We start from the raw sequence: 24,967 nt of genomic DNA on the forward strand, positions 1-24,967 counted from the left end.
CATCCCTCGGATTGATGAGGCACGCACTGTCGCGCTAAAATTGAGCGAACGGAATGCGAGGCGGATATGACACCGGGTGGCAGGATAGTGATCGCGGCGATCGGCTGCGTGCTGCTCGCATTGGCTGCCGGCGTCGTCTACATGTATCTTGCGAGGCAGCCGCACAAGCCATTGCTGGCATGGAAGGATGCAGCCGTCGTCGCGCGAGGCCGCGTTCTCTATGCCGACCATTGCGCGGGGTGCCACGGCGCCAAGGGCGAGGGACAGACGGCCGCCGGATTGGCGGCGACCGATGGGCCGCTCGCGCCGCCGCATGATTCGACGGGACATACCTGGCAGCATCCCGATTTCGCGCTGGTTCAGCTCACCAAGTCGGGCGTCGCGTCGGTCGCATGCCTTCCGCTGGACGAGAACGCGATGCCGAAGTTCGCCGATGCGCTGACGGATCGCGAAATCCTCGATATCCTCTCCTACATAAAGTCGAGTTGGCCCGCCGATACGATCGCCGAGCAGGAGAAGGTCAACCGGCTCTACCGGAGCCACAACGACGCGATGTGGGACATGCTGAAGCTCGGCGGCACATCATAGCCCCAACCCTTCGCAGCGCCGTGTTTCTTGCGATTTCCAGCGATGATTTGTCCTAGCGCAAATCGCCCCGACGTTCCGCGGATTATTGGAGCGTAAACGGCCGTCGTGGCCGTGGATGCTGAAAGGAAAGACAATGAACAGAATTATCGCAGCAATGGCGCTCGGTGCGGCTGTGCTGTTCGCAAGCGGCGCAGGGGCTGCCGATCACGAAGTGAAAATGCTCAACAAGGGCGCGAAGGGGGCCATGGTATTCGAGCCCGACCTTATTCTCGCAGCCCCGGGCGACACCATCAATTTCGTGCCCGTCGACAAGGGCCACGATGTCGAGACCATCAAGGGCATGATCCCGGACGGCGCAGAGCCGTTCAAGAGCAAGATCAGCCAGCCTTTCAGCGTGACGCTGGACAAGCCGGGTGTCTACGGCGTGAAGTGCCTGCCGCATTACGGCATGGGCATGGTCGCGCTGATCCGCGTCGGCGAGGCCAGCGAGGCCACGAATATCGAGGCGGCGAAGGCGGTGAAACAGCCGGGCAAGGCCAAGGCCGTATTTACCGAGCTTTTCGAGCAACTGGCCACAAAATAACAAACGCGGCCGGGCGGATTTTCCGCATCCGGCCATCCCATCGACCAGTCAAAAAAACCGCCGGCTTCCGAAAAAGGAAGCCGGCGGTTTTTCGTTGTGATGGCAGGTGCTGAACAACGCTCGCTCTTGCCGCCTGATGGTGATGAGGTTTCCTATAGGGGTGTCCGGAGATCGCAGGTCGATCAACCAGCGTCATCCTGAAGGAAAGGAATTGCAGCGAGCAACTTTTGCACGCGGCGGAACGAGAGGAGGGGCGTTTCGTCCTTGATCAGGCGGAAACCGAGGTTTTCCGGAGGCGTGCCCACGGCGCAGCCGCCGCTCTTTCCGTCGCGGACGAAGTTGGACATGTAAGCCCGATGCCGACCCTCCAGCACATGCACGCCGCAATTCTCGATCGAACCGACGACGGCACCTTCGGAATCGACGCTTACGCGTTCGTAGCAGGTTGAGGTCCACTCCCAGACATTGCCGCCGAAATCCTCGATGCCCTTTGTGTTCGCGCCGTAGTGGCCGCGCGGCTTGGGCTCGGGGTCCGGAGGACGTTTGGCAGCCGCCTCCTCGCGATAGCGCCTGATCCAGCGGACTGCCGGATTGGCAGGGTCGTCGGCAACGGGCGATACACTTTCTCCGACGAACCGTTCTCCCGCCGCGACGGCTGCCTCCAGCGCCGTCGGCAGACGCCAGTCTTCTCCGGTCGTTTCCGAATACCAGCGCGAATAGGCCTGCGCGTCGAGCCAGCTGACGCCGGTCACCGGAACGTCGGCGGCCGAAGCAGTCGCCGCCGCCGGGTCACAGGCGCCGGCCGCCACGCAGCGTTCGTAGTCCGCCAGACCGACCTGCCGCTTCATGATCCGGAAGGACGGCACCGCCATGGACTGCACGGGAGCGGCGACGGGATGGCCGTCGCGAAGGAATTCGCCGGGCTCCGGAAAGTCGATGACGGTGGCGGAGATCTCGACGGTCTCGGCTGCGGGGAAACCGGCCTCTCGCGCCGGGAGACTATGAACCCCGAGCGCGGCGACAGGCACTGCGAACGCCGCAACCGCGCCAAGAACTGCATCCAACATATTGACGGGCATAGCGAAAATCCTTCGAAGAATGGGTCCGGACGACAGCCCGGACCCATGCCGGTCCCGCTCAGTTGGTGACGATCGGACCCGGCGCCGCGACCTGCTTCATCAGGTCGTCATTCCACTCGCCGTCGACCACGAAGTGGGCGGTCGCACCGAGTTCCACGGCCTCGATGAGGTTGTGGTTCACATAGGCGTAGATGCCCGGCTGCAGGAAGGTGTAGAGCGCCGCGCCGGCAGAACCGCCCCGGATGAACCACGTTTCGAGGTCCTTGGCGGGCGGGTTGGCGAACTTGCCTTCTTCCCACACATAGTCGCCGTGGCCGCCGATGATGTGAGGCCGGGTGTCCCGGTTGGCCTGCGAGTGGACGATCAGCACCGTCTCTCCGACCTTTGCCTTCATGGCGTTGTCGCCGGTCAGCGAGCCCTTGGCGCCGTTGAAGACGACATGGGTGGGAACGAGGCCCTTCATCACGACCAGCGTGTCTTCGTAGCTTTCGCCGTGCGATTCGTAGGTCTTGAAGTTCCCTTCGGCATCGCGCGGGATGTAGAAGTCATTCTCGCCGATGTAGTAGATGCGGTCGTAGCGAAGCGCCTCGCCCTTCTCGTTCTTCAAACCGTCGCGGGGCAGGATCATGATCGTGCCGCTCATGCCCGACACGACGTGCCACGGGATCATCGCGCCCTCGGGTGCGCAGTGATAGACGAAAGTGCCCGTGCGTGTCGCCTTGAAGCGCAGCTTCACCTGCTCGCCGGGGTTGATCAGCGTCAGCGCGCCGCCGCCGAGCGCGCCGGTCGCCGCATGGAAGTCGATGTTGTGCGGCATCATGTTGGTATCGGGGTTGATGAGCGTCAGTTCGACATAGTCGCCCTCATGCACGACCATCATCGGGCCGGGAATCGAACCATTGAAGGTCATGCCCTGAAGAGTGGTGCCATCATCGTCGATGACCACCGGCTTTTCCTCGATCGCCATCGTGAATTCGACGACCTTGGGACCGCCCTTGGCGACCTGCTCGTGGGGATGGACGAAAGGCGGGTTCACCAGCGTGACCTTTTCGCGCGGCAATGCGGCGATCTCGGCCTCGCTCAGCGAGGCGGCAATAGAGGCACGGGCGGGCGGCATGCTCGCCAGCATTCCGGCGGCCGCAACTCCCAGAAGGGTTTGGCGACGCGTGAACATCTCGGTTCTCCTTGTGGTCCATCGATTTGACAGGGAAAACCTAGACCCCGGCGCGCATGCGTTCTTTGCGCTGCAACAAATTTCCGCATGCACTGCGAAATATTTATTGCGAAGCGGTCAGGAACGCGTGGGCTGGAAAGAGTTGTCGAGTGCGAATCGCCCATTCGGCGGCGATTCGCCCGGTCCGCGCTACTGGACCTTGATCGTATACTGGTGACGTTCGATCCTGCCGTCGTCGGTCTCGACCTCGATGACGGCGTTGTCCTCTCCCGTGAAGCCGGCATTCGCCTGATAAAAGACCGCGGCGACGTCGGGGGTCAGGGCAGGGCACTTCTTCACCACGCCCTGCTTTAGTTTGCCGGGCCGTGCGGTCAAGGTTCCATTTACGGCGGGCTTGGCGAGGCGCACCTGCACCTTGCCGTTATCGCATTCCGGGGTGACCCTGCCGAAGATGCCGATCTGCGCCGGCTTGCCGGCGGACACGTTCACGGTCTTCTCCACCACCTTCGCCTCCTGCGCGAGAGCCAGCGAAGGCAGCGAGACCGCTGCGAGGGCTGCGATCATGAGTCTGGTGGGTAGAGCCATCGGCATCGTCCGCTCCTTGTGCAAGCGAATCTGGAAGGCTGTCTGCCGAAACGCGGTCGGCCAGGACAGCACCTTATGCCCCCGCAAGGAATCTTCGATCAGCGATGGGGCGGAAACAAGGCGCTTCGCCGCCCGCAAGGACCGTAGGAGCAGCCGTGCGGGACCGCTACGGCCGGTGGTTCAGCGCTTGGCCTTGGCTGCGAAAGCCGCCTGCACCTGCTCCCAGCGGCCGAACTCCTTGCCGCAACTGGTGCATTTCACGATGAAATCGAGATTCGCCACGTCGATAGGGGTTTCGACGGTCATCGTGGCGCAACTCGGACATTTCAGGACAAGCGGACGGACCTCGGCCATTTGGCGCTCCCTTCAGACAGCGCCACGACATCGGCGCAGCCCTATATATAATGAGATCAGGGCCGGAACGCGACGGCGGATGAAAACACGCGCCGCGCCGGCCTGCTGCCCCTCAGGCCGAATCAGCCGTGAACGACGGTCAATTCCGTCTTCGGCGCATCGTCCCGCGATTCGCCGAAGAGAATCTCGTAGGAGATGGGATCGTAGTAGCGCATCAGTCCGCGCAGGAAAGCGCGCGGCTCCATGCCGAGCGTGGTCGCCCATAGCACGTATTTCTCGGGCGGCACCCGCCCGCGACCATTCTCGATCTGCGAGATGAACGTGTAATAGTCGGCGGCCACGATGGCAGCGAACGAACGCTGCGTGTGACCGGCCTTCTCCCTGAGTTCCTTGAGCCAAAGACCGCCTTCGCGACGCAATTGCTGCGTCGTGGGGTCGTCCAGCCTCTGATCCCTGCCAGCCAACATGTTCCGGGTTCCTTCCGCGCAAACCGCGTGTCTCGGCCATAAGTACGGGCCGCCCGTTTTTTTGTAAAGTAGAATTGACACTAGCCAATTTGATAGCTTAAAAAGCGACAACCGGACGGGGACAGCCGTGTCCGGCTACCCGAGTCATCGAGGAGATAACCATGACAGACCTAGCTGCGCTCGTAGCGGCGAATGAGGATGCGGCAGCTGCAATTGCTGCGGCCTATGAAATCCTGCTCGGCGGCGTGCCGAACATTGCCGGCTTTACGGTGCTGATCAACAATGCGAACGAGACGAACTTCGGCTCGAACGATCCCAGCATCGTTTTCAACCAGGAAAACATCTTCATCAACATCGTCAACGCGCTGGTTCAGGGCAACCCCGATGCCGCTGCCGCGTTCGCTGACATCACGGCTGGCGCCGCTTCGCTGGCGGATAAGGTCGCCGCGATCTACAACGCGCTCATCCCGCCCGGCGCGCAGAGCGAAGGCGGTCTCGAGTACGTGACTCGTGCGGAAGCGCTGGCGTTCTACGCCCAGGTTGCCGCCGAGCGTGGCGTTGCCGGTCCTGACGGTGCCGCTATCGTCGCCATGGCGTCGATCCTGAACATCGCCTACGAGGACGACGTCTCGGGTATCGGTGACTCGGTCAACGACCTGCTCGCCGCGATCGCCAACGGTTCGGCTGTGCTTCCGGCTTCCGGCGACACCTTCACCCCGATCGAGGATGCCGACGGCACCGACTTCGACGGTGACGACAATGCCGCTGGCGCCATCATCACCCTGACCGACCGTGTCGACGCCCCCGGCATCGACGAGTCGCAGGCTGGTTCGGGCCGTGACACCACCGGCACCGGCTTCAACGATCTCTACATCGCCACGGGTGCAACCCTCGGCGCTGGCGATGAGATCGCCGCAGGCGGTGGCAACGACACGCTTCAGCTCCGCTTCATCGACCAGGGTATCCGTTGGGTCGACCTCGGCACCGGTTTCGTTCCGGGCATCGGTCTTACCGTCAACCTGCCGGTCTTCGAGGTCCGCTCCACGGGTCTTGAGAACATCGACGTCCAGCTCGCTGGCGGCAACGACATCCTTGACATCCTGCTCAGCCCTCCGCTGAACCCGTTCGAGGTCGTCTTCGGCGGTGCGGAAATCGATCTGTCGCGCTCCTCGGAGATCACCGATCTGAACATCGAGCGTTCCTCGGGCATCCTCCGCTTCTCGAGCATCCAGAACAACGTCAATGTCAGCGTTACCGACTCGGTGGCCTGGCTCCAGTTCATCTTCGATGACGGCGCTCTCGGCGGCGCTGCCTCGACCTTCACGCTGGATGTCGATCACGCCTATGCGATCCTCGACATCGAGGCCAACGGTCCGGGCGACGTGTTCGACAGCCTTGTGCTCAACACGAACGACTTCAATGTCCTCGTGGTCAGCGACAACTGGGACGGCAGCCTGCCGCTTACCAGCCTGACGGTCACCGGCGCCGGCACCAACGTGCTGCTCTCCGGCCTGACCAGCCCGATCCTGGTCGGACCGCTCGCTGGCACGACCGACGAGTTCGCCGGTCTGACCACTGTTGACCTGTCGGCCAACACCGGCGGCACGGCTGTCGAACTGCTGTTCAACATGGCGGACCTCACCTTCACCGGCGGCTCTGGCAATGACATTGCTCTGCTGGGTTCCACCTCTGGCGGCGGCTTCCTCACCAATGACGACGATTTCGACGGCGGTGACGGTTACGACATCCTCGGTTTCGGCGGCGACGACCTCGTTGACCTCGATCCGGCAACTGTCACGCGCTTCGAGCTGTTTGCCCTGTTCAACGATGCTTCGGGCAACGACTTCAAGTTCGAGAACGCCGGCTTTAACGTCGATATCGCCCTGATCGCCGACTGGAATGCCAGGCTGACGCTTGAGGACTTCGACGGTCACACGCTCTATGTTCTGGAAAACCAGGACAATGCGGCTTCGGCGATCCAGTTCGACGACACGGATGTCGGCAACATCTCGCTCGGCCTGCCGATCGAGCTGATGACCTATGTCAACCTCGGCCTGGACTTCCTGGACGAGCTTGGTCTCGACGCCCTGATCCCGCTGCTGACGACGCCGACCGGCACCTTTGGCGTGGAGCTCATGGAGGTCAACACGACCGATCTCGAGCAGATCAACTTCGAGGTTGGCGGCGGTCTTCTGGCCGGCTTCAACACGGAGTTGTATGTCGACAACATCACGCTCACCGGTTCTGTCGATACTATTGCAGGATTGGGCACGGGTAACCTGTTCATCTATGCCATCACCGAGACCAATGCGGGTGATGACGCTGACGGCCTGACCTTCGATCTGTCGGCTCTGACCGGCGGCTTCGATGGCGGCAACCTCGCCGGTGTGCTTCTGAACGGCCCGCAGACCTACCTAATCGGTGCTCTAGGCAATATCGATGCTGGTGACCTTACCACGTCTTATGACTTCGATGGCGACGCCGTCGCTGACGATAGCTCGCTCATCGCCTTCGGTGGCGCCGGTCCGGCTGGCGACAACTTCCAGGACTTCGGAATCTTCTCCGATGCGTCGTTCGGGAATGTTGCGATCACCGGCTTCGACGCCTGGAACGTGGTGGGTACGCTGCTCGGTCAGCAGGACGTGCTCGACTTTACCGCTCTGGGTGTGGACGAACTGACCGACCTGACCTTCACGGACGTGGCGGGGAGCGGCGTTGTCATTACGTCGTCGCTGTTCGATGGTTCGGTGCTTCTGGTTGGTGTCAGCGCTGCTGACATCTCCAACGAAAACTTCGACTTCGTCGCCTAAATCGGGCAACGATTTCAAATCCGGGAAGGGCGCTTCGGCGCCCTTTCTCTTTTATGAAACAGGGAGAAATCCGATGAACAAGACCGTCACCGCCAAGACGATCCACAAATTGAGCCTTCATCAGACGCCCGAGCACCCCGAGCTCGTCGTCATGGAGATCCAGGTCACGGGCGAGACCGCACATTACGGCGTCGCTTTGAGCCAGCTCCGTCAATTGGCAGAAAACCTGCTCAAGCAGATCGAGAAGCTGGAGGCCGGCGCCGCCAAGCCGAACTGAGTTCGGCGCCCGGCAACCTTCCATCGCTGCAGCCGTCGGCTGAGCCTTCGCGGGCTCGCCGGCGGCTTTTGTTTTGCATGGATTTCAGAAGCAACGTCCCGCGTCGCCCCCGGACGGATGGGTGTTGATACAGATCAAGGTAGCACGGCAACGCCGGACGTAGCGATAAAGCGCATGAGCCACGCGACCGTGCAGAACACAGACTGTCAAAAACAAACATGCCCTGAAGGGGCAGCGGCGGCGCGGGGCGGAGGAAGCTGTGCTATGATGAGGCTCCGCAAGGACATCGCTCTGGTGGCGGAGGCGCATGTGCGTCAGCTCGCACTGTGCGCCGATCTCGAGGCGATCGCCGACGATCTGCCGTCTCAGGTCGACAGGCAGCGCTGCCTGCATCTGGCCCGCGCGGTATGCCCGACCATCGCCGCGGCCCAGTCAATCGAGGAAGAGCTGGTGTTTCCGGCGATGCGCGCCCTGCTTCCCGCAATGCCGGAATTGCAGCAGACGCTGGAGCGCCTGCGCTGGGAACACTTCGAGGACATGTGCTTCGCTGAAGAGCTTCACGATGCCTTGCTCGCCATGGGATGCGGCGAGCCGACGCTCGATGCGGAAGCCACCGGCTACATGCTGCGAGGCTTCTTCGAAAGCCTGCGGCGCCACGTCGCCTTCGAGCGCGAGATGCTTCTGCCGTTGCTGACTAGCCGCAACGCGATTTGAGCGTGGCGAGGTTCGTCACCTCGACGTGACGGTTGTTGGTGATCTCGATGATGCGCTCGGCCCGGAGCTTGGACAGCTGCCGCGATACGGTCTCGATGGTCAGGCCGAGGAAATCCGCGATGTCGGCGCGGGTGAGCGGCAGGTCGAAGGCGCGCCTCGATCCGCTGGCCGGATCGAGATGGGTGGCGATGAGGTAAAGGAAACTCGCCACCTTCTCGGAAGCCGTCTTGCGGCCGAGCGTCACCATCCAGTCGCGCGCCTCGTCGAGCTCGCGCAGCGTCTGCTGCATCAATCGGCGCTCGAGCGCCGGGTTGTCGGCGACCAGCTTCTCCAGCGCCGCCCGGGGCACACGGCAGAGATCGACCTCGGACGCGGCTTCGGCGGTCACCGCGCTTTCCTTGCCGTAAAGGCGGCCGAGGAAATCCGGCGCGAACTGCAGACCGACGATCTGCTGGCGGCCGTCCTCCAGCACCTTGGAGAGCTTGACCACGCCGCGCATCACGTTGGCGTAGCTTTGAATCGGCATCGCCTCGGCGGCGAGTTCCGTGCCCGGCTCATGATGCGCGATGTGCGTGCTTCTCGAAAGGGCCAGCAATTCGGAGGGCTGCAGCACGCCGCACATGCCCCTGTGCCGCGCTTCACAGCTCGCGCATATCGCAGGCACCTGCGAGTTGTGGATGTCGCGGCGTTCGATCGTCATCGTCATGGTCGCCGCAAATATGGTCGAACGCCGGCGGGATTGCCATATTGCCGATTGCCGCAGGCCGTTGATCGAAGTCAAGGCGCGCGCCGGCATGGCTGGTAGCTGTCTCAGCCGGACAGGAGCAAGCCATGGACCCCGCGCTGATCGACCGCTATTCGGCCCCGGTGCCGCGATATACGAGCTATCCGACGGCGCCGCATTTCCACGACGGCGTCGATGCCGCCGTATATGGCGGCTGGCTGGGCGAGATCGCTCCATCCGAAAGCGTGTCGCTTTATCTGCACGTGCCGTTCTGCGACCGGCTGTGCTGGTTCTGCGGCTGCCACACAAAGCAGGTGCGGCGCTACGATCCGATCGCCGAATACCTTGAGGCGCTGCGCCTGGAGATCGGGCTGGTCGGCGGGCGGCTCGGCCGGAAGCGGATCAGCGCCGTGCATTTCGGCGGCGGCTCGCCCACCCTGATGCAGCCGGACGACGTGCGCGGACTAGGTGCGTTGCTGCGCGAAACCTTCGAGTTCCAGCCGGATTGCGAGATCAGCGTCGAATGCGATCCGAACGACATGGACGAGCCGCGCCTCGACGCCTGGCGCGACTTCGGCGTGACGCGGGCCAGTTTCGGCGTGCAGGATTTCGATCCCGTCGTCCAGCGCGCGATCAACCGCATCCAGACGTTCGAACAGACGCGCGACGCGGTGGAGGGTTTTCGCGCGCGGGGCGTAGGCTCGATCAATCTCGACGTGCTCTACGGCCTGCCGCACCAGACGGTGGACGCGTTGCGGCACACGCTGGAGCAGGCGGTGTCGCTGGCGCCGGACCGTCTGGCGCTGTTCGGCTACGCCCATGTGCCGTGGATGAAGAAGCACCAGCAGATGATCGACGAGGCGGTGCTGCCCGGCCGTCATCAGCGCTTCGAGCAGGCGGAGCGCGGCGCCGACTTCCTCGAGCGCGCAGGTTATGTCCGCATCGGCCTCGACCATTTCGCGCGGCCGGGCGACAAGCTGGCCGTCGCGGCTGCGGAAGGCCGGCTTCACCGCAATTTCCAGGGCTACACCACCGATGCGGCTTCCGTCCTTGTCGGGCTCGGCGCTTCCTCGATCAGCCGCTTGCCGCAGGGCTACGTCCAGAACATCGTCGCGACCGGACAATACATGGCCTGCGTGCGCAAGGGCGAATTGCCCGCGGCGAAGGGCTATGCGTTCACGCCGATCGACCGCGCCACCGGCTGGGCGATCGAGCAGCTGATGTGCAATTTCGAAATCGCGCTGCCGCAGCTCGACGCCGAGTTTCCATCCGACGCGGAAAGCGTGGCCGAACGGATCAGGGACATCGCCGCCGACGACCCGGATGGTCTGGTCAGGTTCGACGGCCGAGCGATCGCGCTCACGCCACAGGGACGGCCTTTCGTTCGCACGGTGGCTGCGAAGCTCGACCGCTTTCTGACGCAGGGCGGCGCGAAATATTCCGCGGCGGTGTGAGCCGCGTCCATACTGAAGCGTTTTTAGGTCGGTCTCGGCCGTGCCATTCCGGCGACGACCAGCACGAGCAGCGCGCCGATGGCCGCGAACGGCGCAAGCATGCTGCCGGCCGCCGCCAATCCCGCCGTCGCGGCCCAGCCGATGGACGAAAATGCCTCGGCGAAGGTGGCGACGCGCGAAGATGTCTGCCGTCGCCGGAAATGGCTGCGCTTCGCCTGCGCGCGGAAGAAGAGCTGGATCGCCGTGGACGACGCGGCGGCGACCAGAACGCCGACAGCCGTGACGAAAGCGGCCCACAGCGAAGCCGTGGCGAGCGCCGCGACGATCGGCGCCAGCACGAAGGCGACCGAGCCGATGACGGCCTCGATCTTGGCGCGCAGCACCGCGCGGCCGTTGATCGGCGCCGTGGCCACGAGGTCGGGGGCGTCCTCGCCGGAAATCGCCAGCCAGGCGAGGCCGCCGGCGATCTGTCCTGCCGACATCACGAGAACGGGAACAAGCACGACCAGCGTGCCGCTTTCGGCGCCGTAGTTCTTCCACAGCAGCAATGCGGGCGGGATGAGGTAGAGGATCTGCATCATTGACTGCGAGATCAGCCAAGGGTCCCTGAGCAGGAGCGTCCATTCCTTGCGGCGCAGCGCCGATGCGGCGGACGAGCGGCGGAACATTTTTTTCGTCCTCTGGCGCACGCTGCCCATGCCGACGCCGGCGGCGGCGACAGCGAACTCGCCGAACCGCCGGGAGGCTACGGAGACCGCCAGCGCGAACAGGCCGAAGCCGGCGCAGAGTGTGATCGCAAACGCCGAGGAGTCTCCCATGGCCGCGCGCGCGGGCAGCCAGAGCAGGCTGTCGAGCGCCGGGGCGTGATCCACGATCGACGCCGAGTGGAACGCATCGATCCGGGAGAGATTGCCGTAGGCGAAGATCGAAACCGCCTGAATGCCGATGACGAATGCCGCGCCGACGATCGCAGCCACCACCTGCGCGACGAAGCGGGTGCGCGCCGGCCCCAGCGTCCTGAACAGCAGAACCGTCATGCCGACCGCAAGCGCCGTCGCGCCTGCCGACATCGCGAAAAGAACGCCATAGGCCGCCAGCCAGTGCGGTCCGCCGGCGACGATCAATACGTTGATGAAAGGGCCGATGAGAACAAGCGACAGAAGCGAGGTGGCGACGCCGATCGCGGCCATGCGCAGCGCGAAGATCATGCGTGTCGGCGCGGGCGACGACAGCAGAAGGTCGAGATCGGCGCGGGCGTAGAAGGCGCGCGTGACCGACTCCATGGCCTGCGAGACCATCACGGTCCAGCCGAGGAACGCGCTTCCGGTGACGACGATGAGCGTTTCGCGATCCGGCGGGAAGGTAACCCCGGCATAGGGGCTGACGATCTGCCACGCGACGAAATGCAGGCACGCGGCGAAGACGAGGATGATTGCGACGGCGATGCGCACGCGCCCGGGCCGGCCGGCGGTGACCATCCACGCAAAGTCGCGCCACATGAGCCGCAATTCATGCCGTGCGAACCAGACTGCCTTGCTCATGCGGCCGCATCCGACGGCGTGACGAGATCGAGGAAGATCTCTTCCAGCGTCGAGTCGCTCTTGCCCGCGCGCATCCGGAGATCGTCCAGCGTGCCCTCGGCGATCAGCCTGCCGGCGGCGATCACGCCGATCCGCTCCGCCATGCGCTCGGCGACTTCCAGTATGTGCGTGGTCATGATGATGGTGCAGCCCTGCGCGACGCGCTCGGCGAGCACCTTCTTCACCTGCCGCGCCGAGCCGGCGTCGAGCCCGGTCAGCGGCTCATCGAGGATGATGAGCCTGGGGTCGTGAACCAGCGCGCCGGCCAGCGCCACCTTCTGGCGCATGCCCTTGGAAAAGCCTTCGCAGCGCGTGTTCGCGTGCGGGCCGAGCCCCAGCCAGTCGATCAGTTCACGCGCGCGCGTCTCGGCGTCGCGCGAATCGATACCCCAGAGGCCGGCGACAAACTCCAGATATTCGAGAGGCGTCAGCTTGTCGTAGATCATCGGCTCGTCGGAAACCCAGGCAAGCACGGATTTTGCCTCGACGGCGTTGCGGCGGGCGTCGATGCCGAAAATGGAAATCTCGCCACGATCCGGCTGAAGCAGGCCGGCGACCATGCGCAATGTCGTCGTCTTGCCGGCGCCGTTCGGGCCGAGCAGGGCATAGAATTCGCCGGCGCGGACTTCGAGGTTCAGGCCGTCCACCGCCGGTCGGTCGAAGCGCTTGTGAAGGTCGCTTATGGCAAGCGCAGGAACGGCATGGGCGGGAACGGGGGCAACCACGGGCGGCTCACGGGACGTTGCAACGGCAGCGACGTTACTTTGAGGGTGTTTAGGCCGAATGAATCGCCGCCTGACGCGTCCGGAACGCGATCACGATGGCTAGCCGGAGGTTAACGCGCGTTTGGCTGGCCATCGGTCGAACCACAGATCAACGCCGCGGACCCGTCCTGCCGATCAGCCCGAATGCGATTGCCAGCGCAATGCCTATGCCGATGCCTGCGCCAATGCTGTCGAGCAGCAGGCCGATGACGACGCCGATCGCGACACCCAGACCTATGTTGAGCGGAGTGTTCATACCGCCGCATGTAGGGGGCTGGCAGGGCGCTGCAACCCGTCGGGAGCCATCCGCCGGGGAGGCGAGGCACAAGAAACCCCGGCCAATGGCCGGGGCAGAGCAGGGCAGGGCGCAGAATGGCGGATACGCGTGCGTCACACGTACCGGTTGACGATATTCTCCAAGAATTCCTGACGGCCGGACTTCGGCTCCGGCTCGATCCTCTTCCTGACGACGCGCTCCGCGATCTCCTCCAGCGAGCGCTTGCCGGCCAGCATCGCCTTGCCCTCGGCGCTCTTCCAACCCGCATAGCGCTCCTCCAGCGGGCCGGAGAGCGCCCTGTCCTCCAGCATGCGCGCGGCGGCCTTGAGGCCGCGTGCGCAGCAGTCGATCGCGCCGATATGGCCGATGAGCAGGTCCTGCGGATCGATCGACTGGCGGCGCAGCTTGGCGTCGAAATTGGTGCCGCCTGTCCTGAAACCGCCGCCCTGCAGGATGTAGTAATAGGCCAGCGCCATCTCCGGCACGTTGTTGGGGAACTGGTCCGTATCCCAGCCCGACTGGTAGTCGTTTCGGTTCATGTCGATCGAGCCGAAAACGCCGAGCGCGTTGGCAAGCGCCAGCTCGTGCTCGAAGGAGTGGCCGGCGAGGATCGCGTGGCCCTGCTCGATATTGACCTTGACCTCGTTCTCCAGCCCGAAATCCTTGAGGAAGCCGTAGACCGTGGCGACATCGTAGTCGTACTGGTGCTTCGTCGGTTCCTGCGGCTTCGGCTCGATCAGGATCGTGCCCTTGAAGCCGATCTTCTTCTTGTAGTCGACGACCAGCGACAGGAAACGGCCGGCCTGTTCGCGCTCGCGTTTCAGGTCTGTATTGAGCAGGGTCTCGTAGCCTTCGCGGCCGCCCCAGAGCACGTAGTTCTCGCCCTTCAGCCGCCTGGTGACGTCCATGCAGGCCTTTACGGTCGCCGCGGCGTAGGCGAAAACGTCCGGGTCGGGATTTGTCGCCGCGCCGGCCATCCAGCGGCGGTTGGAAAACATGTTGGCCGTGCCCCATAGCAGCTTGACGCCTGTCTCCTTCTGCTTGGCGGCGAAGATCGCGGCGATTTCGTCGAGCCGGGAGAGGCTTTCGGAAAAATTCTTGCCCTCGGGCCGCACGTCGGCGTCGTGGAAGCAGTAATAGGGCGTGCCGAGCAGGGTGAAGAGCTCGAAGGCCACATCGGCCTTGAGCTTGGCCAGTTCCATCGTGTCGCCAAACCACGGCCGGTCGAAGGTGCGGCCGCCGAACGGGTCGCCGCCCTCCCAAGCGAAGCTGTGCCAGTAGGCGATGGCGAAGCGGAGCTGGTCCTCCATGCGCTTGCCCGCGACGATCTCGTCCGGATTGTAGAAGCGGTAGGCCAGCGGGTTGGTGCTGTCCGGACCCTCGTATTTCACCGGCTTGATGTCGCCGAAGAATCCCGTGCTCATGAAAATCCCCTCCCTTATGTGGATGTCAGGCCGCGTCGATGCGCTTCATGAAGGCGTCGAGTTCGGCCGGGTCCATGCGGACGATGTGTTTCTCCTCGGGGTAGGCGCCGCTCTCGACGTCGGCAACATACTCCTTGAAGGCAGCGATGCGTTCCTGTTGCAGGCGGTCGTACTCCGCTGCGAAATTGCGATAGACCTTCGAGTGGCGTGGCATGTGGCCTCGGTTGGTCCCGAGTATGTCGCAGGCAAAGAGGTATTGGGCATCGCAGCCGGTGCCGGCGCCCATCGACCAGAGCACGAGCGAGGTGCGCTTCGATATGGCCTCCGCCACTTCCACCGGCACCACCTCGATTTCGACGCCGATGGCGCCGCATTCCTCGTACTTCCTGACCTGCTGGTAGATTGCCATGGCGGTGTCGGCGGTCTTGCCGACGGCCTTGAAGCCGCCCGTCCAGGTCGCGCGGGAAGGCACCAGACCGACATGGCCGATGACGGGGATATTGTCCTCCGCAAGCCGCTTGACGGTCGGAAAGCCGGTCGAGCAGTAGACTGCGTCGGCGCTGTTCTTGTACATCCCAAAGGCCCAGCGGACGAAATCGTCCTGCGTGCCGAACTCGAAGAAATTGTCACCCGTCATGGAGAACAGTGAGGGAGCGGCGTCCCGGTATTCGGGATGAAGCAGCAGTTCCGGCGGGATCGAGACGATGTCGATGCCGGCCCTTTCCGCGGCCTCCGCTTCCTCGATCGTCATGACGCGCAGCATGGTGAGCTGGCGTTTGCCTTTCAAGGCGCGTATGTCGGCAACTGTCGGCCGCTTGCGGCTCATCTGATCCCTCCCAGAGATAGTCCATAATCGATTAGATCGATCGTGACAGCGCTGTCTTTGCGTCTGCCACAATCACCCGCGACTGGCAATCAGCCGATGTCGATCATCACCTTTCCGGCCTCGACCTTCACCGGATAGGTCTTCAGATTGATGCAGACGGGGGCGCCTTTGGCCTCGCCGGTCTTGTAGTTGAAGCGGCCATTGTGCTTCGGGCATTCGATGATGTCGTCCATGACGAGACCGTCGGCGAGATGCACCTTCTCGTGCGTGCAGAGACCCTCGGTCGCAAAATACTCGTCGTCCGGGGAGCGATAGATAGCATACGTCCTTCCGGCATGATCGAAGCGGATCACATCCTCCTCATCGACCTCATCCGCTTCGCACGCTTCAATCCATTCAGCCATTTCGTCTGGTCCATTTCAATCAGTAGAGCGCCGGGCGAGGGCGCCCGGCGCGGCTAGAAGCGAAAACCTCGGCTATTCCGCCGCCGGCGCCAGCTTCACGTCGTGGAATTCCTCCCGATACGGCTTGGCCGTCGGGGGAAGCTCACGCTTCAGGAAGTAATCCTCGTATTTCAACTGGCGCAGCACGACCGGCCAGACCTCCTTGTAGGCGTGCCACATCGAGGGATTGGGCTTCGGCAGGTCGTGCTTTATGAGCTCATGCAGCCTCGGCAGCGCGTGGTACGGTATCATCGGGAACATGTGGTGTTCGACGTGATAGTTCATGTTCCAGTAGATGAAGCGGCTGATCGGGTTCATGTACACCGTGCGGCTGTTCAGCCGATGGTCGGTCACGTTATCCGCGAGGCCGATATGCTGCAGAAGGCCGGTCAGCACCATGTGCCAGCAGCCGTAGATGCGCGGCAGCCCGATGATCATCAGCGGCAGCCAGGAGCGCATGTAGAGCGCCAGCGCCACCGTCGCGATGTAGATCGCCATGTGCCAGCGGGCGGCGCGGATGGCTTTCGGCCATTCGGACTCCGGCATGTAGCTCTTCTCGTCCGGGCTGATGATGCCGAGGGCGTTCTTGCCGATGCCGATCAGCGAATACCAGACATCGACCACGCCGATGAACATCAGCGCGGCGCGGATGAGGTCCGGCGGACGCATGACGGCGATCTCCGCGTCGCGGCCGACGATATAGGTGTCGGTGTGGTGACGCGCGTGGCTCCACCGCCAGACGACGGGGTTGCGCATCACCATGAAGGAGGCGATCTCGTAGATGACGTCGTTCATCCAGCGCGTGCGGAAGGCCGTGCCGTGGCCGCATTCGTGCCAGCGGGAATCGCAGGACGAGCCGTAGAGCACGCCGTAGACAAAGAAGAACGGCACGCACCACCAGGTGCCCCAGAACCAGATGCCGCCTCCCGCCGAAATCAGCAGCGCCGCGATCCAGATGATGGTATCGCGGATCGCCGGCCCGTCGGAGCGCTGCATCAATTCCTTCATCGTCTTGCGCGGCACGTCGGTGTGATACCATTCGGCGGAGGCGAGGCCGGTCTCGATCGCCCGCTTGGTGCTTTCGCCTACGAGGCTATAGTCGCGTTTCATCTTGTTCGTCTCAGTCATCATGACCTCCGATGCTTTCCGCTCCGGTTCAGGTGGCCGCATTCCCCCATCTTTGGCCAATACATATAGGATGCGCCCGCCGTCAGTGCCCGACAGCGCTGCGCAACTCTTCTTCCGTCATGCCGGTAATCACTTCCTCGACCTTCTCGACGGTCGTCTGCCTCGGATCGATGTCGTCCGCGACGACCTTGCCTTGCCGCATCACGACGATGCGGTCGACCACCTGGAAGACATGGTGGATGTTGTGCGCGATGAAAATGCAGGAATGCCCCGTGTCCCGGGCATTGCGCACGAAGCGCAGCACGCCCTGCGTTTCCGCCACGCCCAGATTGTTGGTCGGCTCGTCCAGAATGATCAGATCGCTGTGGAAATACATGGCGCGCGCGATCGCCACGGCCTGACGCTCGCCGCCGGAAAGGGAGCCGATCGGCGTGTCCGGCGGGATGTTCTTGCTGATGCCGACCCGTTTCAGGAGGTCGCGCGCGACCTGATCCATCGCCGTCTGATCCATCCTGTTGAGGAAGCCCGGACCCTTGATCGGCTCGCGGCCAAGGAACAGATTTCGCGTGATCGACAGTTGCGGGACCAGCGCCGAGTCCTGGTAGATCGTCTCGATGCCGTTGGCGATAGCGTCCGTCGTATTCCTGATCTCGACCTTCCGGCCCTTGATGAAGATGTCGCCCGACGTCGGCCGTACCGCGCCGGACAGCACCTTGATGAGCGTGGACTTGCCGGCGCCGTTGTCGCCGAGCAGGCCGACGATCTCGTTCTCGAACACGCGGAAGGTGACGCCGTCCAGCGCGCGCACGCGGCCGTAGAACTTGCTGACGTTCTCCATGCGGACCAGTTCTTTGGACATGGTCTCAGTTCCCCGCCTGGTGCCGGCGCTCGAGGCCGGAATGGAGCGCCATCATGCCGAGGATGATCGCGCCGATGAAGATGTTGTAGGCGAGGCCCGGCACGCCGATCATGACGATGCCGTTGCGCATGATACGCAGGATGAAGATGCCGATCACGGTGCCGATGATGGTGCCGCGCCCGCCGGTCAGCGCGGTGCCGCCGATCACCACCATGGCGATGACTTCCAGTTCGTAGCCGGTGCCGCTGTTCGGGTTCGCGGCGGAGGTGCGGATCGAGCTGATGATGCCGGCGAAGGCCGACAGCATGGCCGATATCATGAACAGCGCGACCTTCGTCCGGTCGACGTTGACGCCGCGCGCGCGGGCCGCGTTGGCGTTGCCGCCGGAAGCCTGGATCCAGTTGCCGAACTTGGTCCGGGTCAGGATGTAGCTGAGGATCACCGCGGCGACGATGAACCAGAAGAGCGACATGTAGATGCGGAACGGCCCGATATAGAAGTCGCCGACCAGAAGCTGCGCCAGCCAGTGTTCGCCGGAGTTCCATGTGCGCTGCGGGAAGCCGTCGGTGATGAACAGCGCGGTGCCGCGCGCGACGAGCAGCATGCCCAGCGTGACGAGGAAGGAAGGGATCTTGAGCCGCGTCACGAACCAGCCGTTGACGTAGCCGATGAAGGCGGCCACCCCGAGCGCGACGAGGAAGGACACTTCCAGCGGCAGCGATCCGGCGTTGAACAGCGTCCACATGATGACGGGCGACAGGCCGAAAAGCGAACCGACCGACAGGTCGAACTCCCCCGACGTCATCAGCAGCGTCATGGCGAGCGCCACGAGTCCCAGTTCGACCGAGAAGGCCAGGGTGTTGCTGATGTTCAGTACGGAAAGGAACTGGGGGTTGATCGCCGTGAAGACGACAAGCAATCCGATCAGCAGCACGAACGGGCCGAATTCGGGTTTTGAGAACAGTCGCTGGAGCATCTCTGGCTTTCGTGGCTGGCGCGGTCAGGCGGCTTCGGCGTTTCGTCGCATCGGGTTGCGTGGAATGGCGGCGTCCGCGGCGAAATCGCTGCGGACGCCCGTTTCAGGGTTTTACTTGCCGGACATCACGTCGGCATAAGTCTGCGCGGTGTCCTTCTCATAGAGCGCGCCGGTGATGATGTTGAAGGCCGGCGGAACGCCCTCGGTGGCCATCAGCGCCAGCGAAAGCGCCATGAAGCTGGTCGCCTGCGGGTCCTGCCACTGTGCGGCGTTCACGTAGCCTTCGAGGACTTCGGCCGTGGTGTCGAGCGAGTTGCCCCAGCCGACGACCGGAACTTCGCCCGGCTTGACGCCGACCTGGTCGAAGACGCGCTTGATCGAGCCCGTCGCCATGTCGCCGAGGCCGATGATGGCCTTGATCTTGGCGCGGTTGGCGTTGAGGTAGTCGCTCATGCGGGTGATGACCTCGGCCTGGTCGAGCGTCGTCTCCGTCACTTCCCAGGTGATGCCGAGCGGCTCGAAGACCTCCTTGATGCCCTTCTCCTCCTCGACGCCGTAGCTGGCGCCGGGAACCTCGACGGGCAGCCAGACGAAGTCGCCCTGCTTCACGAGGCCCTTGTCGACCAGATACTGCGCCCAGCCGCGGCCGACGACCTTGAGGTCGGTGCCGACATAGGCCTGGAAATTCGCCGACGGATCAGGCGTGTTGAAGTTGATCAGCGGGATGTTGGCGGCCTTGGCCTCCTTGACGATCTCGACGAGGCTGCCCGGGTCCGGGCTCGTCGTCACGATGGCGTCCGCTTTGGCGGCGATGGCGGAGCGGAGCGCTTCCTGCTGGGCCGGCACGTCGCCATTGTGGAAGGACGTCTTCACGTCCTGGCCTGTCGCCTTCGCCCACATTTCCGCGCCTTGCAGGAAGTAGGTCCAGACCGGATCGGCCGGGCTGCCATGCGAGATCCAGTAGAGCGTCTTGGCCTGCGCGGCGGCAGGCAGGACGAGGGCCAGCATCAGGCCATAGACGAATAATCGCAATTTACTCAGCATCGATTACCTCCCGTTCGAAACACATGTTTCAGTTGCTCCTCCGCAGGCCCCGGGGAACCGGAACCGCATGGCCCGGCTTGCGCCGGACGCATTCTCACGCCGCGTTCCGGAGGCTCCGTTCGCGGCGAATTCGTTCGATGAAAGCGCCATCGTCATCTCACCGTGTTCCGCGCGGCATGGCGCCGTGAAGCGGCGGATGATTGTTGGAGAGTTCCGGGAAGCCGTCCTCCGGCTGCTTCGCGATACCCGTGATGCGCTTCTCCGCGGCGGCGATCTCGTCAGCACCGGCAAGCACGCGGAAGACCACATCGTAGCGGCGTTCGTCGCCATGCTCCAGCCAGATCATTTCGCCGCGCTCGCGCGCCGCCTCGTGGCCGAGCACGTGATGCGTCGAGGGCTCCATGCCGAGCACGTAGAGCCCCGCCTGCATGTTCTGCCATTCCAGCGTGCAGGGAAACTGGTCCTTCCGGCTGACGACCTCGAAACCTATGCCGAGCCGATCGTTGACGATCGCCATCGGCGACCATCCGCCGCCGTCGGTGCCCAGTTCGTGCTGCCAGACCTGCTCCGCGAAAATGTCCCGCGGAGCCGGCATCACGTTGTAGGGGACATCCTGCCTGCGATAGTTCTCGCCGGCATGCGCCGCCCAGACGACATCGGCGATCGGTGCCAGATAGCGCGAGCCCTCCGCAACGACCGGGTGACCGACATTGACGTGGTACAGATACATGTGCGGCGTGCGGTAGAATCCGCGGTTGACCACGACATCGTGCAGGCGGATCTCGTTGGTCCCGGCCTTCACCTCGATGCGGCGCGTCAGTTCCAGATTCTCGCCGAACACGGTGGCCTGCGAGACCACGCCCTCGCACCACAGCGTGCATTCGTCGCCGTCCCAGCGCTCGCCATAGCCGGCGAGCCGCGCCGGCAGGTTGGCGATGCGGCCATGGATGGAATGCTTGACGGTGTCGCGGCCGCGATAATTGTAGTGATCCGCCGGCTCCTCATACATGAACAGGATATGGTCGAGGCCGCAGGTGGCGAGCAGCCCGGAGAAGGTGCGCAGCCAGCCGAGACCGCCTTCGCCGTCATATTCCGCGTAGGCCGGATGCTTGAAGCCGGTCGGCGAATGCCAGCCGATCGCCATGCCACGGTACTCGCATTCCGCTATGTCGAAGCCGCGATCGACCATCACCGTGAAGCGCAGCCCGGTGCCGGTGCGGAACTCCAGAATGCGCACCCCGCGCTCGCCGCCGTCGCCCAGCGTCATCAGCCTGACGCCGGCGAATTGCGAGAACGAGCCGGCGCTGGCCGCGAGGTCGCGGCGGCTACGCTTCTGTCCGTAGAGGTCGACCATGATCCGGTTCTCAGAGGCCGTTGGCGCGCAGCTTGCCGTCGAGGAATTTCTTGGCGCGCGGCACGTCGTCCTCGGCCAGATGCTCGATGATGATCGGGATGTTGGAGTGCTTCTCGGCCAGCCGCTGCAGGTAGAGATCGTAGTTCAGCGAGCCGAGGCCGGGGGCCGGCAGTTCGATCTCGCCGACGCCGCGGAAGGTATGGCTTTCCATGGCGTTGTCGTCGCCGATGTCGTCATGCTTCTCTCCCTTGTCGTCGCCGGAGCGCTTGACGTCCTTGGCATGCGCGATCCTGATTTTGTCCGACAGCGTGTCGAAGACCTGATTGAGGACCTGATCCATCCGGTCGATGTTGTGGCTCTCGAAGTAGTTGGTCGGGTCCATCAGCAGGCCGAGACCCGGATGGTCGACCTGCGCGAACATCCTCACTGTCTCCTCGACCGAGCCGACGACGTTGTTCACATAGGTTTCGAGGCAGAAGACGGCGCCATGGTCGTAGGCGGTCTGGGCGAGGTCGGCGATGACCTTTCGGCACTCCTCGAACCCTTCCTCGGTCTTGTTCTTCGGATGGTGAACCCAGTCTGACTCGGTGTTGTAGGTGCCGGTTTCCGAGATCACGTAGGGCGAGCCGAGGTCGCGCGCATGGCGGATGATCTCCTTGAGGTAGTCGACGCGCCTCTTCCGCTCCCCTAGGTCGGGGTGGATGATGTTGGTGTATCCGGAAACGCAGCAGATCGGCAGGTTATGGTCGCGGAACACATCGCGGACGCGCTTCGCCTTGTCCTTCGTGATCTGGCCGGCGGAAAGATCGACGTCACGGAAGTGAAGGTCGAGCTGCACCGTGTTGAAGTCGAGCGCGCGGATCTTCTTCGCCGTCTCTTCCAGCCCGTAAGGGAAGTAACCCGTGAAAATGCCGGTCTGCATCATGATGAACGATCCTCCTCAACGATCGCCGATCGGAATTTCGGAAAGCCTGACGGTGCGGCCCTTGGCGATGGACCGGTACCCGGCCTCCACAAGCTGCATGGTCCTGACATTGTCGGCCACGCTCAGCGCCGGCGGCTCTCCGGTCTTGACGGCGTGTTGCAGTTGCTCCATCACGCCGATGAAAGCGTGCGGGAACCACATCGTGCCCCATTTCGGCGTCACCCACTTGCCTTTGGTGGCTTTCGTCGAGGCATAGGCGAGAGTGGACGGGACGCCGGTCGGCCAGCCGATCGTGCCCTTGGCGACGCCATGTGTGCCGTCGACCCGCCAGTTGATGTGCTGGTCGTCCTCGTAGCCCTTCTCGCGCGGCCCGGACCACACATCCTCCAGCGACACGGCCATCAACCCGGAAGGGAAGCGCAGCGTCGAAACGGTGATCCCGTCGGAGTGTTCGAACGTCGTGCGCGGGTCCTTGCGCGTCAGCGTGGTGATCTCGTCCGGATCGCCGAACAGGAAGCGCAGTACGTCGAGATGATGCACGGCCATGTTGGAGAGCGTCAGCCGGTCGTATTCGGCCAGAAACGGCTGCCAGTGCGGAATGGCGTGCATGTCGATCTGCGCAAAGACGATCTCCCCGAGCGTGCCGGCGTCGATCAGCTGTTTCAGCGCACGCATCGACTGGTCGTAGCGCATGTTCTGGTTGACGGAGAGGATCTTGCCGGCCTTCGCCGCCTGATCGCGCAGCTTGATCGCCTCCTTCAGCGACAGCGCCAGAGGCTTCTGCGCGAGGATCGCCTTGATGTGAGGCTGCTTCAGCGCATGACGGATCAGGGCCGGCTGCTGGTCCGGCGGGAAGGCGAGGTCGACGATCTCGACGCTCTTGTCCTCGATAAGCGCCTCGGGCGTTTCGTGGACCTTGGGAATGCCCCAGCGGTCCGCGACCTTCCGGGCGTTGGCCTTCGTGCGCGAGGCGATAGCAACCACGGGGAAGCCGGCTTCCTTGTAGGCGGCGAGGTGGCACTCGGCCATGATCATGCCGGCGCCGACACAGCCGATCCTGTACTTTCTGGTCCGGACTTTCACGTCCGGCTCAAGCTTCGGACCAGCCAAGCAAACCTCCCGCGCCGCGATGCGGCCCGGCCGCATCGCGCTGCACGCCCGTCGGCAACGCTGCGCTCACCGCCGGTGCGGCGGTGATGCGGCCTGCGGCCCGGCATGAACTCCTCCCTGTGAGCCAGACTTATGGCTCGCGCGGATAATTGACGGTCGTGGCAAACGCTGTCAACATCATTTCTCATCAAAACACACCATAAGCTTTCATGGGAGGATAAGTCATGACCAGAGTTATGCACTCACCCTGATGTTTCGGCATGGGAGGGTTTCCGTCCCATACAGTGAATGCCGCGACGTTTGGCGGCATTGCGCGGCGGTTCATCATTTCACATCAATTCATGTCAGATGCTCACGCAGGTATTGAACGGAACCCACGCGCGGCTGCAAAAGCTGGAAGGTGATCGGCGGTGCGCTCCACATTGAATGACGTTGCCCGCGAGGCCGGGGTCTCCGCCGCCACCGTCGACCGTGTCCTCAACAACCGGACGGGGGTGAGGGCCCGAACGCGTGAGATCGTGATCGAGACCGCACGGCGGCTGGGCTACATCTCTCCGCTCCCCGAGGACGAGAGGGGTCGGGGAGGCGCTGCCGGCAATATCATCCGCCTGAACTTCGCGCTGCCTGCCGGCACCAATACCTTCATCAGGATGCTGCGCCGCGAGATCGAGGTGCAGGCGTTGTCGCGCCCCAATCTCGACGTCCATGTCGAGGCGATCGAGGGTTTCGATCCCGAGGCGCTGGCGCGGGCGCTGCTTGACCTGCGCGGCAAGACGCAGGGCGTCGGCGTGATCGCGCTCGACCATCCGACCGTGCGCGAGGCGATCCGTTCGCTTGCCGCGACCGGCGTGAAAATCGTCACCATCGCCTCGGACATCCAGCATGTGCCGCGCGTCGCCTATGTCGGCATCGACAACCGCGCCGCCGGGCGGCTCGCCGGCTACATCGTCGGCCGTTTCATGGGCGCTGGAGCGAGCGGCAAGGCAGCCATGTTCGCAGGCTCCCGATCCTACCGGGGCCACGAGGAGCGCGAGATGGGATTCCGCCATATCCTCACAGAGGAGTTCCCCCGCCTCCAGGTGGTGGAACTGCGCGAGATGCTGGACGACCGCGCAAAAGCCTATTCGGAAGCTTGTGCGCTGCTCGACCGGCATCCCGATCTGGCGGCGATCTACAATATCGGGGCCGGCAATCCCGGCATAGCGCGCGCGCTGAAGGAGCGCGGAAGGCAGCATTCCGTGGTGTTCGTCGGCCACGAAGCCACGGAGGGCACGCGCGAGCTGCTGCTGGACGGCACGCTGGATGCCGTGATCGACCAGAATCCCCGGGTGGAGGCGCGCGAGGCGCTCAACATCCTGACGCAGTCGGTGCGCGGGCTACCCTTCGATCCTCATCCGCCGCGCCTGCAGGCGATTTTCCGCGAGAACATTCCCGAATTCTGAGGGCGG

The 24,967-nt window shown here is 63.7% G+C and carries 26 protein-coding genes; 7 read left to right on the plus strand and 19 right to left on the minus strand.

The window, feature by feature from the left end; genetic code table 11:
* Positions 1–66 precede the first annotated feature (66 nt).
* Together M9955_23460 and M9955_23465 are read left to right on the plus strand one after the other, a co-directional pair.
* On the plus strand, positions 67–588 hold the full coding sequence (locus M9955_23460) for a c-type cytochrome (protein ID MCO5084603.1): 522 nt from the start codon (positions 67–69) through the stop codon (positions 586–588).
* A gap of 133 nt (positions 589–721) precedes the next feature.
* Complete coding sequence (locus M9955_23465; GenBank protein ID MCO5084604.1) at positions 722–1,171, plus strand: pseudoazurin; 450 nt, start codon at positions 722–724, stop codon at positions 1,169–1,171.
* A 182-nt stretch (positions 1,172–1,353) separates the two neighbouring features.
* Here the strand turns inward: M9955_23465 and M9955_23470 are convergent, their stop codons facing one another.
* The 5 genes from M9955_23470 to M9955_23490 form a co-directional block, all read right to left on the minus strand.
* The gene (locus M9955_23470) at positions 1,354–2,250 is read right to left on the minus strand and encodes a formylglycine-generating enzyme family protein (protein ID MCO5084605.1); all 897 of its coding nucleotides are present in this window, start codon (positions 2,248–2,250) and stop codon (positions 1,354–1,356) included.
* 58 nt (positions 2,251–2,308) lie between these two features.
* Positions 2,309–3,424 (minus strand): copper-containing nitrite reductase, encoded by a 1,116-nt coding sequence (nirK, locus tag M9955_23475; GenBank protein ID MCO5084606.1) that lies wholly within the window; start codon positions 3,422–3,424, stop codon positions 2,309–2,311.
* A 189-nt stretch (positions 3,425–3,613) separates the two neighbouring features.
* A complete protein-coding gene (locus M9955_23480; protein MCO5084607.1) occupies positions 3,614–4,015 on the minus strand; it encodes a hypothetical protein in 402 nt (133 codons plus the stop codon).
* Between the two features lie 174 nt (positions 4,016–4,189).
* Complete coding sequence (locus M9955_23485) at positions 4,190–4,363, minus strand: hypothetical protein (protein ID MCO5084608.1); 174 nt, start codon at positions 4,361–4,363, stop codon at positions 4,190–4,192.
* Between the two features lie 122 nt (positions 4,364–4,485).
* Positions 4,486–4,830: a helix-turn-helix domain-containing protein gene (locus tag M9955_23490; GenBank protein MCO5084609.1), complete on the minus strand. Its 345-nt coding sequence runs from the start codon at positions 4,828–4,830 to the stop codon at positions 4,486–4,488.
* A gap of 161 nt (positions 4,831–4,991) precedes the next feature.
* Here M9955_23490 and M9955_23495 point away from each other — a divergent pair, with 161 nt between their 5' ends.
* The 3 genes from M9955_23495 to M9955_23505 all read left to right on the plus strand — a co-directional run bounded on the left by M9955_23495 (position 4,992) and on the right by M9955_23505 (position 8,631).
* On the plus strand, positions 4,992–7,640 hold the full coding sequence (locus M9955_23495; GenBank protein MCO5084610.1) for a hypothetical protein: 2,649 nt from the start codon (positions 4,992–4,994) through the stop codon (positions 7,638–7,640).
* A gap of 73 nt (positions 7,641–7,713) precedes the next feature.
* Positions 7,714–7,917, plus strand: a complete 204-nt coding sequence (locus tag M9955_23500) for a hypothetical protein (GenBank protein ID MCO5084611.1) — start codon at positions 7,714–7,716, stop codon at positions 7,915–7,917.
* 264 nt (positions 7,918–8,181) lie between these two features.
* Positions 8,182–8,631 carry a hemerythrin domain-containing protein gene (locus M9955_23505; protein ID MCO5084612.1) on the plus strand — a complete coding sequence of 150 codons (450 nt, stop codon included), beginning with the start codon at positions 8,182–8,184 and terminating at the stop codon, positions 8,629–8,631.
* Here the strand turns inward: M9955_23505 and M9955_23510 are convergent.
* Entirely contained in the window at positions 8,612–9,331 is a 720-nt protein-coding gene (locus tag M9955_23510) for a Crp/Fnr family transcriptional regulator (protein ID MCO5084613.1), read from the minus strand. The genes M9955_23505 and M9955_23510 overlap by 20 nt on opposite strands.
* A 131-nt stretch (positions 9,332–9,462) precedes the next feature.
* Between M9955_23510 and hemN the strand changes: the two genes are divergently transcribed.
* Positions 9,463–10,809 carry an oxygen-independent coproporphyrinogen III oxidase gene (gene hemN, locus M9955_23515; protein ID MCO5084614.1) on the plus strand — a complete coding sequence of 449 codons (1,347 nt, stop codon included), beginning with the start codon at positions 9,463–9,465 and terminating at the stop codon, positions 10,807–10,809.
* Positions 10,810–10,832: 23 nt separating this feature from the next.
* Here hemN and M9955_23520 read toward each other — a convergent pair whose 3' ends face one another.
* From M9955_23520 to M9955_23580, 13 genes are all read right to left on the minus strand, one after another.
* Complete coding sequence (locus tag M9955_23520; GenBank protein ID MCO5084615.1) at positions 10,833–12,350, minus strand: permease; 1,518 nt, start codon at positions 12,348–12,350, stop codon at positions 10,833–10,835.
* Complete coding sequence (locus tag M9955_23525) at positions 12,347–13,114, minus strand: ABC transporter ATP-binding protein (protein ID MCO5084616.1); 768 nt, start codon at positions 13,112–13,114, stop codon at positions 12,347–12,349. The genes M9955_23520 and M9955_23525 overlap by 4 nt, the downstream gene beginning before the upstream one ends.
* Before the next feature lie 148 nt (positions 13,115–13,262).
* Positions 13,263–13,409, minus strand: coding sequence for a hypothetical protein (locus M9955_23530; protein MCO5084617.1), 147 nt, complete (start codon positions 13,407–13,409; stop codon positions 13,263–13,265).
* A gap of 134 nt (positions 13,410–13,543) precedes the next feature.
* A complete protein-coding gene (gene xylA / locus M9955_23535) occupies positions 13,544–14,854 on the minus strand; it encodes a xylose isomerase (GenBank protein ID MCO5084618.1) in 1,311 nt (436 codons plus the stop codon).
* Positions 14,855–14,879: 25 nt separating this feature from the next.
* Positions 14,880–15,680, minus strand: coding sequence for a 3-methyl-2-oxobutanoate hydroxymethyltransferase (locus M9955_23540; protein ID MCO5084619.1), 801 nt, complete (start codon positions 15,678–15,680; stop codon positions 14,880–14,882).
* 89 nt (positions 15,681–15,769) lie between these two features.
* Positions 15,770–16,084 carry a MocE family 2Fe-2S type ferredoxin gene (locus M9955_23545; GenBank protein ID MCO5084620.1) on the minus strand — a complete coding sequence of 105 codons (315 nt, stop codon included), beginning with the start codon at positions 16,082–16,084 and terminating at the stop codon, positions 15,770–15,772.
* Positions 16,085–16,156: 72 nt separating this feature from the next.
* Positions 16,157–17,251 (minus strand): fatty acid desaturase family protein, encoded by a 1,095-nt coding sequence (locus M9955_23550; GenBank protein MCO5084621.1) that lies wholly within the window; start codon positions 17,249–17,251, stop codon positions 16,157–16,159.
* A gap of 82 nt (positions 17,252–17,333) precedes the next feature.
* Complete coding sequence (locus tag M9955_23555) at positions 17,334–18,110, minus strand: ATP-binding cassette domain-containing protein (GenBank protein ID MCO5084622.1); 777 nt, start codon at positions 18,108–18,110, stop codon at positions 17,334–17,336.
* Positions 18,111–18,114: 4 nt separating this feature from the next.
* A complete protein-coding gene (locus M9955_23560; protein ID MCO5084623.1) occupies positions 18,115–19,086 on the minus strand; it encodes an ABC transporter permease in 972 nt (323 codons plus the stop codon).
* 111 nt (positions 19,087–19,197) lie between these two features.
* On the minus strand, positions 19,198–20,130 hold the full coding sequence (locus M9955_23565) for a substrate-binding domain-containing protein (GenBank protein ID MCO5084624.1): 933 nt from the start codon (positions 20,128–20,130) through the stop codon (positions 19,198–19,200).
* A gap of 157 nt (positions 20,131–20,287) precedes the next feature.
* Positions 20,288–21,484 (minus strand): aldose 1-epimerase family protein, encoded by a 1,197-nt coding sequence (locus M9955_23570; GenBank protein ID MCO5084625.1) that lies wholly within the window; start codon positions 21,482–21,484, stop codon positions 20,288–20,290.
* 10 nt (positions 21,485–21,494) lie between these two features.
* Positions 21,495–22,409, minus strand: a complete 915-nt coding sequence (locus tag M9955_23575; protein MCO5084626.1) for a sugar phosphate isomerase/epimerase — start codon at positions 22,407–22,409, stop codon at positions 21,495–21,497.
* A 15-nt stretch (positions 22,410–22,424) separates the two neighbouring features.
* Positions 22,425–23,555, minus strand: coding sequence for a Gfo/Idh/MocA family oxidoreductase (locus M9955_23580; GenBank protein ID MCO5084627.1), 1,131 nt, complete (start codon positions 23,553–23,555; stop codon positions 22,425–22,427).
* Positions 23,556–23,929: 374 nt separating this feature from the next.
* Here M9955_23580 and M9955_23585 point away from each other — a divergent pair, with 374 nt between their 5' ends.
* Entirely contained in the window at positions 23,930–24,961 is a 1,032-nt protein-coding gene (locus M9955_23585) for a LacI family DNA-binding transcriptional regulator (protein MCO5084628.1), read from the plus strand.
* The last annotated feature ends 6 nt before the right edge of the window (positions 24,962–24,967 follow it).

The organism is Rhizobiaceae bacterium (genome assembly GCA_023953845.1).
GTDB lineage: Bacteria > Pseudomonadota > Alphaproteobacteria > Rhizobiales > Rhizobiaceae > Arvimicrobium.